Source organism: Streptomyces sp. NBC_00390 (genome assembly GCF_036057275.1).
Lineage (GTDB): Bacteria > Actinomycetota > Actinomycetes > Streptomycetales > Streptomycetaceae > Streptomyces.
Map to the genome: position 1 here is coordinate 7304192 of NZ_CP107945.1, position 12990 is coordinate 7317181.

Sequence of the window (12990 nt, forward strand, 5' to 3'; positions counted from 1 at the left end):
GCGCTACCCGCGCCGGGCATGGGCCAGCAGGATGGAGGCCGCGCCGGGCACGGCACACGCAGCCCTGTCCAGCAGCCGCAGCCCGCGCGGAACCCCGTGGAAGGGCGCGCCCGTGATCCGTACCTGCGCGAATCCGGCGGCGGTCAGGAAGGAGCGCAGCGCTCGCGCGGTGTACAGCCGCAGATGACCGACCACCTGCGAGCCGGGCCGGCCGTGGATGCCGCGCAGACTCACCTCGGAGAACACCGGCTGCCATCCCGCAAGCAGCAGCCCCCGGTTGTACCAGGCGGCGAGGTTCGGCGTGGACAGCATCAGATGACCGCCGGGCCGCAGGATCCGCCGCAGCTCGTCCAAGGCCCGGTCCGGGTCGACGAGATGCTCGATGACCTCGCTGAACAGCACCGCGTCCGCGCAGCCGTCGGCAAGGGGGAGCCCGCCGTGCTCGAGCTCGCCGCGCACCACGTGCCCCAGCCGCGGCCGCGCCCGGCGCAGCGCGTCCTGAGACCAGTCGACGCCGACGATCCGGTGTCCGGCGAGGAGGGGTGCGGCCGTGGCGGCGGCGCTTCCGTCGCCGCAGCCGACGTCGACGACCAGCTGACCCGGTGACGCCCCCAGCGCCGCCGCCAGCAACTGCGCCTGGCGCCGGCTGCGTGCGTCGCCGGACGCGACGGGCACGGCGGGGTCCTCGTAGAAGTCGCGCAGACCACCGGCCCTGCTCATACGGCCTCCGGGGATGTCGCTGCCAGGTGACGGGCGAACAGGTCGCGCAGGCGGGCACCGTCCTCGTCGCCGAGCAGGGTGCGGGACCAGCGCAGGACGAGATGCAGCCGGCCTCCCGTCGCCGCGGTGGTGACGGTCAGCCCGCGCGGCATCCGGGCGGGTGCCGAGAACCACACCGCCGTGGCCCGGCCGGCGTCGCCGAAGTCCAGCGGGTAGGGGATCCGGCCGATGTTGCTGAGCAGCGTGGTCGACACCCACGGAGCGGCGAGCACCCGCAGCCCCCGGGTGATGCCCGCCCGGACGGCGACGGGCAGCACCGGGGTCGTCAGCAGCGAGGCACCACGGCCCAGCTGCGGACGTGGCTGCGCCTTCAGCGCCCGTGTCCGCTCCGCGGTACGGCACAGCAGCGAGGCGATGTCGGTGCCGGCGGCCACGTCCGCGGCGCTGAAACCGACCTCGACCAGGCGGGTGCCGTTACCGATCGGCATCTCGGGCCCGCGGGTGCGGTCGTCGACGGGCATCGTGATGCGCAGCGGACGGTCGGGTGCCCCGTGCGCCCGGTTCCAGTGGGCGAGAGTCAGCGCGGTGGCGACCATCAGCTGGTCGTTGACCGTGTACGGAGCTCCGGGGCTGCGCCGGGGCACGGGCAGTTCGGCGACGAGCATGGCGTTCCCGGGCACCGCACCGGGCGTACCCGGTGCGACCCGCGCGGGTCTGGCGAACACCGGCCCGCGGCCCGTCCGGTGCGGCGGCCCGGACGCCTGACGGGCGGGCGGCGGAACCGCCGGGACAGGGTGCCCGCCGTAGAGCTCCGCCGCCGTCGCCGCCAGCCGCAGACACGCCGGACCGTCGAGCGCGGTGTGGTTCATGGTGAACAGGAGTACGCAGCCGAGGACTTCGGGATCCTCGATCACCTCCAGCCGCAACGGCGGGGACGACGTCAGGGGCGGTGCCTCGGCGAGGGCGCGTTCCCGGGCACGGCCGAGCGCGCCGGCCGTGCGCGGCACGAACGTGACCACCTCGGTGTCCGGCTCGCCGGTCAGCTCCCATTCGTAACGCCGGGCGAGCGGGCCACGGACCCTCTCCCGCATGAGCGAGCGGGGATGCCTCGCCAGTGCTCCGGAGAACGCGGCGCGCATCCGGTCCGGTTCGAGGAGGCCGGGCAGATGGATCTCGATGTGGACCGTGTTCGGCTCGGCGTCCTGCGTACAGTGCCGGGCCACCTCGTCGACGACGGGGAACGGCACCCGGGGCAGCTGCGGCACCGCATCCGCGTCGGGAGAGGACGGTTGCTGTGTCGTCGTCATCGGGCACTCCCTGCCGGGGGCCGAGCCGTCGGCACACCGGCTTCCCCACCGCTGCCCGGCTCGCCACGGGGACCGGCGCCCGACCCCTGCCGGACCTGTGCGCCGTGCTCCCGCCGCACCGTGACCAGTGCGGCGAACAGGGCCGTCAGAGCCAGGAGTTGGGCCACCGGCCCATATGCACCCTTGCCCAGCGACACCGCCTCACCGCTGTCCAGCGCCGCGGCCGCACCTGCGCCGGCCATCGCCGTGAAGGCGATCGGCCCGAGCGCAGCCGGACGCAGCCGGGCCACGACGGCCAGGACGGGGACCAGCGCGGCGAGCGGACCGGCGACCATCACGCCCACCAGCGTCAGCGCCACGGTGCCCAGCAGGAAGCCGGGACCGGATGGTTCCGGCGCCTGGAGGGCCGGGTCCGGCCCGCTGCCCCGACGCCGTACGAGCGCGACCCCGGTGAGCAGTACCAGCAGCACCCCGCCACCGATCAGACCGGCGTCGTACACGCGTGACGGTGCGTAGAGCAGCGTGACCGTGCCGCCCTTGCCCTCCGGGACGAGCCAGGCCTGCTGCCAGCCGTCGATCCGCAGCGGCGTCAGTTCCCGGCCGTCCAGCGTGGCTTTCCACCCCGCGTTGTGGTTCTCGTGGAGTTGCAGGTACGAGGCGTCGCCTGCCCCGACCCGCACGGCACGCTGGTCCCCTTCGCCGTCCTCGACATCGACTTCGCGCGGGGCGCTGTCTGCGGCGCGCACACTGCCGGTGGTCAGCGAGATGTCGGTGACGGCGAGCGGACCGGTGTCCCCCGCCTCGACCGTATGGGTCCGCCGGTCCAGTGCCACCCGGCTCCCGTCCGTGCAGAGCGAGATCTCCACAGGGCGACGCTCGGTCAGATCCCGGACCCGGCCCTCGGCACGGGTCTCGAGGAACTGCCCGTCGACGGAGACGACCGGCCCCTTGCCGCACGGAAGGGCGAAGGCCTTGTCCGGGTCGGGCTGCGGCGCGCGGAACTTCTCGAGCGCCGGGACGTAGACCTCGCTCAGCCCGGCCGGCAGTTGCAACTGCTCGTCCGCGACCGGGTTGTGGAGGGTCAGTGGCGCCGAGCGGGAGATCGTGATGTCGAAGCGGTCGGTGGTGATGGGGGAGAAGCGCGCCATACCGTTCTCGTCCACCGTGGCCACCGCGGTCCCTTCGGGCGAGCTGATCTGCACCTGTTCGGGCCGTGTCGACAGTCCGCCGGCGGCCGCGAAAACGATCTCGCCGACCGATGTCTTCTTCGGCCAGGCCAGATGGAGTACGGGACGTTCGCCCGCGATCCAGGCCGTGGTGAGATCGCCGTCCGTCAGGTTCCGCGGACTCAGATTGGTCCCCAGCCGCGCGGTGGACTCCGCGCTCACGAGAATCTTCTCGCGCTGTCCCGTGAGGTCGAACAGCAGACGGTCCAGCGCTTCGCCCGGTACGGGCAGGGCGGTGGCCTTCACGGTGTAGTCGCCGGAGCGTGCCGCCGTGAACTGCCGGTGCAGACCCACCTCGGCCGGCACCGCGGACAGCCCGCCCGGGTCGCTGCCCCGGCGCAGCGCGTAGACGACGGAGTCGGCGCCGTCGCGGGGCGCGTCCGAGGGAAGGTCCAGCATCCGGGTGACCTGCACACCGGGGACGGCGATCTCGGTGAACCCGGCCCCGGTCAGCCCGGGGCGGCCCTGCTGCGAGCCCAGAATGGTCACCTTCAGCCAGGTCGCGGTCCCCTCGGGCGCCGCCACCTGCTGTGCGGCCCCGTTCGGCTGCAGGGGGCTGACCCGGCTGCCGCTGTCGGTCTCGACGCGCACGACAGTGGGCGCGGCCCGCACATTGGCGCTGGGCAGCGGCGTCAGCTGCAGCGACGCGGGAATCCGGATCGGTCCGTCGAAGGCGATCCTGATCCACTCGCCCTGCGGGGACCCGGGGGACCCCTCCGCCCACCCGGTGTCCGGATTGCCGTCGAACGCGTTGACGGGGTCGTACTGGGGGAGGTGGAAGAGCCAGTTGCCGACGGAGGAGGCGCTGACGGATGCGGCGCCGCGCAGCACGGACGTGGTCTGGTGCCGCGGATCGGACGCCGGAAGGATCTGCCGCGGCCGTGCCCCCGGATCCTGCGCCGCCCCGGGCGCATTGCGCTCGTCGCGGGTGTAGGTGTGCGACGTGTTGGAGTTGACCAGGCCGAACCGGGTGTCGGCGCGGCGCAATCCGTCTCCTGCCGCATAGAGCGAAGGCCGGTCAGTCCCGGGATGGGCGTCGCCGGCCAGGACGGCGGGACGCCCGGCGAGGGAGCCGCCGGCGGACAGCGGCAGCAGAGACTCGGGGCCGCCGCTGACGACGGCCGTCGACGCGACGGGCGTCAGCCGCGCCTTTCCGGGACGCGTGGTGCCGGCCGGCGGCTCGTAGACCTCCACGGCGCGCTGGCGCGGGAACAGGCCCTCGACCTGCACGGGCGTGTCGTCCGCGATCCGTCCGCCGGTCATCACCGGACCGAAGCCGGTGACCCGTCGGTACCCCGACGCCTCCAGGGTGCGCTTCACCGTGGTGGTGGGCACATGACCCAGCTGGTCGGGGTCGAGGTCGTTGCGTACGACGACGTAGTGCAGGCCCGCGCGGTGCAGATACTCGCTCAGTCCGGGAACCTCGCCGCCGGACGTCAGCGCCTGCTCGACCGCGTCCATCGCCCTGCGGTTGCCCGGGGTGCCGAACGGCACGTAGTCGCGCTGCGCCCACGGGGAGCGGGCGAGGACGTCCAGCGGCTGGTCGATCGGCGAGCCCCAGGTGTAGATCCCGTGCGCGGTCGCGGGCACGACGAGCGCGCGGTCGTCGGCCGAGTTCTCCTCGAGCCAGCTCGCGGTCGTCCGCCAGTACGCGGGCAGCTTCTGGAACGAACCCGGCTGCAGGATCGAGCCGTTGACGTAGGGCCAGCACAGACCCGGCAGCACGAGCGCGGCGGCCACCGCAGGCGCGAAGCGGCGCGCACGGGCGGGCAGGCCGAGGGCGGGGCGCGAGGCCAGGGACGTGAGGTGCATGAGGCCGAGCGCGAGGGCGAGCGCCAGCCCCGTCTGGAACTTGTAGATGTTGCGGAACGGCACCAGCCATCCGTCGAGCCAGCCCTCGACACTCGCGTGGAACGGGGCGCCCAGCGCACCCCCGTATCCGGCGAGAGTGATGAGACCGACGGAGAGTGCGGTCAGCACCAGCCAGCGGCGTTCGGGCAGGTCCCGCCGGGCGAGGCCGGCGAGACCGAGCGCGGCGGCGAGCGCCGAGCACACGATGACGACGCCCGAGGTGGCGACGGTCCAGCCGGCGGGCAGCCATGCCTCGCCGAAGTTCAGATAGCCGACCCAGTTGCCCGCCCCGCGCAGCATTTCCGTCGCCGACATCGTGGCGGTGGTGGTGTGCGCGGACTCCACGTACGGCATGAAGTTCTCGCCGTACGTCCCGAGCAGCAGCAGCGGCACGATCCACCAGGCGGTCGCGAGGATCACACCGGGAACCCACCACGCGATGAGCGCACGTTTGCGCGGGCCGGCCGGGCGGCTCAGCAGGTACAGACCGACCGGCAGCAGGGAAGCCAGGGTCGATGCCGCGTTCACCCCGCCCATGAGGGGGATCAGCGCCGCCGAGCGCGCCGCCGCGATCCTCGGGCCGGTCAGCGGGTTCGTCAGGGGCAGCAGCACCCACGGCAGCAGCGCACCCGGAAGGGCTGCCGCCGACGTGGAACCGACGACGATCGTGTACGTCGGCCACAGGGCGTACACGGCCGCGCCCAGCAGCCTGCCGCGGTCGGAGCCGGTGCCCAGCCGCTCGGCGAGCCGCAGTGCGCCCCAGAAGGCGGTGGCGACCACCAGTGAGAGCCACAGCCGTTCCGCGAGCCAGACCGGCATCTGCAGCAGGTCGGCAGCGGCATGGAAGGGCAGCATGGGGATGGCGTAGCCGATGTACTGGTCGGCGATCCCGCCGAAACCCGCCCGGTCGTGCCACAGCCCGCCCAGATCGCGGATGAACTGCCAGGGGTCGGCGACGACCCCCAGCTTCGTCTCGAACGTCATACGCCCCGGGGACACCGCCAGGAAGGCCAGGAACACGGCTGCCCAGAACCCGAGGAGCCAGCGCCTGGACCGCGGCTGCGGCGACGGGCCGGGCGGAGGACCCGCGGCGCTGGGAGAGGCCGGCGGTCGTGCGTGGACTGCGCTGGTCATGAACACCGCCGGAGGATGAGGAGGAGGTTCCATGTGGCGAACTCACGCAGCCCGGGCACGCGAGGGACGACTTCCGGGAGGACGGGCCAGTACCGGGAGCGCGCGGAGACGATGTCGACGTCCTCGAGGCCCCTGATGTGACGCAGCGTCGATCCGACGTCGATGGCGAAGAGGTTCTCCCCGAGCCGGTGCTTGGCCGGACGGCCCGTACGGCGCTCGAAGCGGGCGCGGGCCCGCTCGGCACCGAGATAGTGCCACGGTGCCCACTCGTGGCCGCCCCACGGGGAGAGCCAGTTGGTGAACGAGACGTAGATCAGGCCCCCGGGCCGGGTCACCCTCGCCATCTCGCTGAGGAAGGTCCGTGGATCCGACACATGCTCGAGCACATTGGAGGAGAAGCAGACATCGGCCGTGGCGTCGGCGAGCGGCAGCAGGTAGCCGTCGGCGACGACCGTTCCCTCGGCGGGTTCCGCGGCGAGTTCCGCCGGGTCCGGCTCGAACAGATAGCTCTGCGCTCCGCGCCGCCGGAACTCACGGGTGAAGTACCCGCTGCCGCCACCGATGTCGACGACGACGCGGCCCTTCAGCCTGACGTAGCGCTCCACCTGGTCGGCCGCGTCACGGGCGAGCAGACCGTATGCGGAAGCCGGGTCGGCCTGTTCCCGCATGAACGCCCGGAAGAGGGTGAGGGAGCGGCGGAAGGATGGGTCCTTCACGTGCGCGCGCCGATCATCGCTTCGGCGGCGACCGCTCTGAACTGCCGTACGGTGCTGCTCCAGCGGTACGCGGAGGCCCGCTCCGCCGCGGCTTTGCCCATACCTTCGCGCCGTTCGTCGTCCAGTGCCAGTGCGCACCACATCGCGGCGAACGACGACTCGCCTCTGGCCAGGACGCCGGTGACACCGTCCTCGACCGAGTCGCGAAGACCGGGTACGTCGAAACCCACGGTGGGTGTCCCCCGGGCGCCGGCCTCCGTCACGACGAGTCCCCAGCCCTCGACGGCCGCCGGGTGCAGCAGCATCCAGGACTCGCAGAGCAGGCGGTGCTTCTCCGGCTCGGACACATGTCCGGCGAACTCGACGTCAGGACCGGCGAGTTGCTCGAGCCGCGTGCGCTCAGGGCCGTCCCCGACGATGACGAGCCTGCCGCCGGTGACGGGCCGGACCCGCTCCCACAGGTGCAGCAGCAGATCGATGCGCTTGTAGTCGACCAGCCGGCCCAGAGCCAGGAACAGCGGGGTCCTGGACCGGGGGCTCTGGACGCCCGGCTCGTGGACCCCGTTGGGCACCACCCGGATCTGCCGGTCCGGGACCCCGATCGCCCGGAGGGCGCCGGCCGTGGAAGGGGAGACGGCGACCAGGAGGTTGCCCCGGTGGGCCCGCGCGAGGGCCCAATGCTCCAGCAGTCGGCCGGCGCGGGCGACGGGAGCCGGGAAGCGCATGTCCCAGAGCTCGGTGTGCACATGGTTGACCAGGCACAGCGTGGGGCCGCGGTGCCACAGCGGAGCCAGATACGGCATTCCGTTGCAGACCTCGACCAGGAGGTCGCACTCACCGACCTGCCGGGCGAAGGCGGACCGTGCGTTCACGTAGTGTCCCAGCGGGCCTCCCGCGGACACGACACGGTAGGGGCGGTGCACGGCCGGGCCGCCGCACAGCAGGGTGACTTCGTGGCCGTGAGCCGTGAGGCCCAGGGCCAGCTGGTCGATCAGCAGCTCGGAGCCGCCGGCTGCCGGGTTGCCCAGGTCCCGGTGGGCGAGGAAGACGATACGTCCGGGGGACGGGGGGACTCCCGGTACGGCGGGCGGCCTGCTGCGGTGACGAGATCTGTGGGGGTCATGCTCTGCTTCGAGCAGCGGGGGAGGTACGTGCTGGGGCATGGGTGCTCCAACTCGTGTCAGGGTGCGGAGGGGAAAGAGGTGGGGGGAGTGGGGGAGTGAGGGGAAAGGGCGACCGGGGGGCCGTGCTCTGGTGGGGGTAGACAGTTTTCGGCACGTGTTCGGCGCGCGGCTACTCACAGGTATGACAACTTCTGGCGACCTCAGACGCCCTGACTCGTCATCAAGTGAGCATGCGGACGAGCCGGGTCCGGACGGCGCCCTCGCGCCACCAGCACACCGCCCGCCAGAGCGAGCACCCCTCCTGCCGCGGCCGCGCCCACGGGAACGGTCTTGCCGAGCAGGGCGAGCTGCCTGCTGTCCGCGGAGGCGAGATCGACCTGCCGGCGCTGCGTCGCGGGCGTGAACGCGATCCGCTTGCTCTCCAGGAGGACCACCGCGTCCTTGTCCGCCCCAGGCGCGCGCAGGGTCTTCCTCGGCCCGATGGCCGCGTAGATGATACGGCCGGTACGCCGGTCCACGACCAGGTCGATCCCGCTGTTGGCGTACCACTCCTCGGCGAGTATCTGCGGGGTCCTCGGCTTCCCGACTAGCCGTCCCGGTACCTGGCGCACCCCCGTCCTGGTCGGCGGCACGGTGCCGGTGAAACGGTAGCCCGCGTACCCCTGCACCTTCTTGCTTCCGGCGAAGCGGAGTTGCACCACCCCGCCGAGCGTGCTGTCCCACCAGCGGTAGGAGCGCCGCTCCACATCGAAGGGGAACTTCAGGTACGCCTCTCCGTCGAAGACCGGCGTCTCCCGGCAGCAGTGCACCGGCTCATTGCTGGCGCGGTCCGTCACCCAGCGCTCCAGCGTCCACTGCAGGGAGTCCCGTGTGTCGGAGGCGGGCAGGGTGCTGTCGCTGTCGACGGAGGTGGACACGTCCCAGACCGCGTAACCGCTCTTCTCGCTGTCGGCCACGTCACCCCGCACCTGACGGGTCACCGTGATGGTCCTGCCGTGCACGGTCTTGACCTTGGAGGTGTCGAAGTAGCTCCCGGTCCCCGTGAAGACCGTGGTGGTGTCGACGTCGATGGGTGTGCGCTCGGCCTGCGGCTGGACGTACCACGCAAGAAGGGGAGCCAGGACGAGCAGGAAGACGCCTGCTCCCAGCAGGAAAAGGGACGACGGTGCAGCGGTACGGCGCATCCGGGCACTCCTGAGTCGAAGAACTTCGTCTGGAGACGCACGGACCCGGGCCGGTCAGCCCTCAAGCGCCACGACAGTAGGCGGCTACTTGACGAAATGTCAATGTACTGTCAACACTGTGCGTTCAGCCGGTGGGGCCGGCTGCCGGGGTGGGGATCGTCTCCAGCGAGGAGCTGACCCGACTATGCGCAGACTGTTCGCAGCCGTGGCCACCGCAGCGATCGCCGCCGTGCTGGCCGTGGGCACGGCCTTCGGGATCGTGGCATTGCTCGACGCCACCCCGGACCAGCCGAACGTCCCGTTGATCAGCTACGACACCGCACAGCCGTCCCGATGACACGCCCCGCCTGGCGCGAGGTGCCACAGCCGCAGGTCGAGCAGTTCGCCTCCCTGGCGCTGGCCGGTGCCGGCGGCCTGGCTCAGGAGATCCTCCGCGAGATACGCCACGAGTACCCGCATCTCAAACTCGTGGAGGACGAGTCCGGCGAACCCATGGCGCTCGTCGGGATCCATCGCGCCATCGAGGGCTTCGTCCACAACCTCACGTCGGGGACCGGCAAGCCACGGGTGCCGACCGAGGTCTTCCAGGAGTTCGGCCGGGGCGAAGGCGTGAGCGGGCGCAGCCTCGACTCGCTCCAGGCCATCTACCGGCTCGGTGTCCGGCTCGCCTGGCGTCGGTTCGCCGAGATCGGTCAGCAGGTCGACATCGCCGCCCCCGCCATGTACGAACTCGCAGAATCGGGATTCGAATATCTGGACGGGCTGGTGGAACAGTCGGTCCGGGGCTACGCCGAGTCCGCGGCCCGCCGGGCGAGCGAACGCCTTCGTCTTCAGAGGCAGCTGATCGACCTCCTGCTCGTGGAACACCGCACCGACCCGGTCGGCACCCTGGCCGAGCGGGCCGCCCGTATCGGCTGGGAGCTTCCCGCGACCATCGCCGTGGGTGTGCTCATGCGGCCCGCGAGGGAGGCCGTCGCGCCGGCCGTGGGCCAGGGCATCCTCCTCGACATGGAGAGCGAGCAGCCCCGCATCGTCATCCCTGAGCCGGACACCGCGGGCCGCTCGGACATGCTGCGCCGGGCCACGGCCGGCTGGTCCGGTGCCATAGGCCCGCCGGTCCCGCTGGCAGCCGCTGCGAAGTCGCTGCGCTGGGCCGAGGCGGCCGTCCAGCTGATCGAGGACGACCTGCTGCCCGGCGGTGAGGTCCTGCACTGTACCGAGCGCACCGAAGAACTCGTGCTGCTGCCGTCGGAGGAGCTGATCGACGCGGTGGCGCGGCGCTGTCTGGCACCGCTGGAGGGTGCGGGCCCCGTGCAGGCGCGGCGCCTGGCCGAGACGCTCCTCGCCTGGATCGAGACCGCGGGCGGGGCGCCCGAGGTGGCACACCGCCTGGGGGTCCACCCGCAGACGGCGCGCTACCGGCTGCGCCAGATCCGGGAGCTGTGGGGGGATGTCATCGACGATCCCGACCGACGCTTCGAGATGCTGCTCGTGCTGCGCGCCCAGAGACTGCGGGGCGGGCTGTCGGACGTGACGGGAGCGCTGTAGCCGGGCGGCGTGAGGACGTACCGCGGTGCGACCGGGCAGCCGTGGCTGGGGCACGGTCAGTGCACCCAAGTGTGTGGTGACAGGCCAAACCTCCACTCGGCGTGGCGTGCCGTCCAACGGGTGACTATCCGTCGCTTCTCACTCCATGGGCCCAAGACGTCCCTCGAATGCCGGTCTCTCGAGTGGTGCGCGGGCTGAATCGGGCTGACGGTGAATCATGTCGCCCCTGCGATCCGATGAGCCGATGAAGTGTCGGTCTCCGCAGTCGCGGCGAAAGGAATGTGCATCCATGCGCTCTGCCCGCACCCTCCTCGCGTCGGCCGCAGTCACCGCGGTCCTTGCGATTACGACTCCGGCCGCATACGCCATCGCCTCCGCCGATGACTGGGAGAAGGACAGCTCCTCCTCCAGCAGCCACGACTACGAGAAGAAGGACGAAGAGAAGGACTACGAGAAGAAGGACGAAGAGAAGAAGGACGAAGAGAAGGACTACGGCAAGAAGGACGAAGAGAAGGACTACGAGAAGAAGGACGAAGAGAAGGACTACGACAAGAAGGACGAAGAGAAGGACTACGACAAGAAGGACGACCACGGGGACAAGAAGGACTACGACAAGAAGGACTGGGACAAGAAGGACGACCACGACAAGGACTACGGGGACAAGAAGGACGACCACGACAAGCCGAACGGTGGCGGCCACTACGGCGGCGGTGCCCTTGCCGGCCTCGTGACCAAGGACTACGACGACGACAAGAAGGACGACCACGGGGACAAGAAGGACGACCACGGGGACAAGAAGGACTACGACAAGAAGGACGACCACGGGGACAAGAAGGACTACGACAAGAAGGACGACCACGGGGACAAGAAGGACGACCACGACAAGGACTACGGGGACAAGAAGGACGACCACGACAAGCCGAACGGTGGCGGCGACTACGGCGGCGGTGCCCTTGCCGGCCTCGTGGCCAAGGACTACGACGACGACAAGAAGGACGACCACGGGGACAAGAAGGACTACGACGACGACAAGAAGGACGACCACGGGGACAAGAAGGACTACGACAAGTCCTGGAAGGACGACAAGAAGGACGAGGACAAGGACTACGGCAAGTCCTGGAAGGACAAGAAGGACGACCACGACAAGGACTACGGGGACAAGAAGGACGACCACGACAAGCCGAACGGTGGCGGCGACTACGGCGGCGGTGGCACTGCCCTCTCCGGCAGCGGCATGGCAGCAGGCTCGGCGCTCCTCATCGGCGGTCTCGGTGTAGGCGCCTACCGGATGCGCCGTCGCTCGGGCGCTTCGGCGGCCTGATCGGATCCCTCCACCATCAGTCCGATTCCTGTCGCGGCCGCCGCCCTCACGGGCGGTGGCCGCGGCCATTGGCATTTGCGCCCCAGTCGGTTCGCCCGCCCGCGCCCCTCACCCGAAAGGCACGCTCGCATGGCCGCTCAGCAGCCGCCCGCCACACCGCCCGTCACCCGTTCCATCGGCCGCGCCCTGCTGTGGCCCGCTGCAGCGGTCGGGCTGGGCTTTCTCCTCGTCTTCAACTCCCTCAACCCCTCCGGGCAGGTCAAGCCTCCGGCCGCCGCGGCCGCCGCCTCCGTCGCACCTGCCCCCGCCGGACCCACGAGTGCCGCGCCCAGCGCATCGCCCGCCCTTTTGCTGCCGCGGTCCGTGCCGAAGCGGATCCTGATCCCGGAGATCGACGTCGACGCTCCCTTCACCCAGCTGTCCATCGGCAAGTCCGGGGCGCTGGACGCACCACCCGAGAACGACAGCAACCTCGCCGGCTGGTTCAAAGGGGGCGTCACCCCCGGTGAGCGCGGCACCGCGATCGTGGCCGGCCACGTAGACACCAAGACCGGACCGGCCGTGTTCCTCGAACTCAGCTCGCTCAAGCCGGGAAGCACGGTGGACATCGCCCGCGCGGACGGCTCCGTCGCCACGTTCAAGGTCGACTCCGTGGAGACGTTCGAGAAGAAGAACTTCCCCAACGAGCGCGTGTACGCCGACACCGCTTCTCCGCAGCTGCGTGTGCTCACCTGCGGCGGCTCGTACGACAAGAAGAACGGCTACACGGACAACGTGGTGGTGTTCGCCCATCTCGACAAGGTCAAGCGGGCCGGAGCCTGACACTCGGTCAACGGGCCTACGCAGTGCCCCGGCCGCC

Annotated in this window: 10 protein-coding genes; 4 read left to right on the forward strand and 6 right to left on the reverse strand. The window is 71.0% G+C overall.

The window, feature by feature from the left end:
• Nucleotides 1-3: 3 nt before the first annotated feature.
• The 6 genes from OHS70_RS32415 to OHS70_RS32440 all read right to left on the reverse strand — a co-directional run bounded on the left by OHS70_RS32415 (nucleotide 4) and on the right by OHS70_RS32440 (nucleotide 9262).
• Nucleotides 4-720 (reverse strand): class I SAM-dependent methyltransferase, encoded by a 717-nt coding sequence (locus OHS70_RS32415; RefSeq protein ID WP_328403365.1) that lies wholly within the window; start codon nucleotides 718-720, stop codon nucleotides 4-6.
• Complete coding sequence (locus OHS70_RS32420) at nucleotides 717-2027, reverse strand: condensation protein (protein ID WP_328403367.1); 1311 nt, start codon at nucleotides 2025-2027, stop codon at nucleotides 717-719. Before OHS70_RS32420 ends, OHS70_RS32415 begins: the two co-directional genes overlap by 4 nt.
• The gene (locus OHS70_RS32425; RefSeq protein ID WP_328403369.1) at nucleotides 2024-6238 is read right to left on the reverse strand and encodes an alpha-(1->3)-arabinofuranosyltransferase domain-containing protein; all 4215 of its coding nucleotides are present in this window, start codon (nucleotides 6236-6238) and stop codon (nucleotides 2024-2026) included. Before OHS70_RS32425 ends, OHS70_RS32420 begins: the two co-directional genes overlap by 4 nt.
• Complete coding sequence (locus tag OHS70_RS32430) at nucleotides 6235-6954, reverse strand: class I SAM-dependent methyltransferase (RefSeq protein ID WP_328403371.1); 720 nt, start codon at nucleotides 6952-6954, stop codon at nucleotides 6235-6237. Before OHS70_RS32430 ends, OHS70_RS32425 begins: the two co-directional genes overlap by 4 nt.
• The gene (locus tag OHS70_RS32435) at nucleotides 6951-8117 is read right to left on the reverse strand and encodes a glycosyltransferase family 4 protein (protein ID WP_328403373.1); all 1167 of its coding nucleotides are present in this window, start codon (nucleotides 8115-8117) and stop codon (nucleotides 6951-6953) included. Before OHS70_RS32435 ends, OHS70_RS32430 begins: the two co-directional genes overlap by 4 nt.
• A gap of 161 nt (nucleotides 8118-8278) precedes the next feature.
• On the reverse strand, nucleotides 8279-9262 hold the full coding sequence (locus tag OHS70_RS32440) for a DUF3068 domain-containing protein (protein WP_328403375.1): 984 nt from the start codon (nucleotides 9260-9262) through the stop codon (nucleotides 8279-8281).
• 184 nt (nucleotides 9263-9446) lie between these two features.
• On the opposite strand from OHS70_RS32440, the gene OHS70_RS32445 reads away from it, so the two are divergent.
• From OHS70_RS32445 to OHS70_RS32460, 4 genes are all read left to right on the forward strand, one after another.
• Nucleotides 9447-9599, forward strand: a complete 153-nt coding sequence (locus tag OHS70_RS32445; protein ID WP_328403377.1) for a hypothetical protein — start codon at nucleotides 9447-9449, stop codon at nucleotides 9597-9599.
• The gene (locus OHS70_RS32450; protein ID WP_328403379.1) at nucleotides 9596-10810 is read left to right on the forward strand and encodes a helix-turn-helix domain-containing protein; all 1215 of its coding nucleotides are present in this window, start codon (nucleotides 9596-9598) and stop codon (nucleotides 10808-10810) included. The genes OHS70_RS32445 and OHS70_RS32450 overlap by 4 nt, the downstream gene beginning before the upstream one ends.
• Nucleotides 10811-11099: 289 nt before the next feature.
• Nucleotides 11100-12131 carry a hypothetical protein gene (locus OHS70_RS32455; RefSeq protein ID WP_328403381.1) on the forward strand — a complete coding sequence of 344 codons (1032 nt, stop codon included), beginning with the start codon at nucleotides 11100-11102 and terminating at the stop codon, nucleotides 12129-12131.
• A 129-nt stretch (nucleotides 12132-12260) separates the two neighbouring features.
• Nucleotides 12261-12953: a class F sortase gene (locus tag OHS70_RS32460; RefSeq protein WP_328403383.1), complete on the forward strand. Its 693-nt coding sequence runs from the start codon at nucleotides 12261-12263 to the stop codon at nucleotides 12951-12953.
• The last annotated feature ends 37 nt before the right edge of the window (nucleotides 12954-12990 follow it).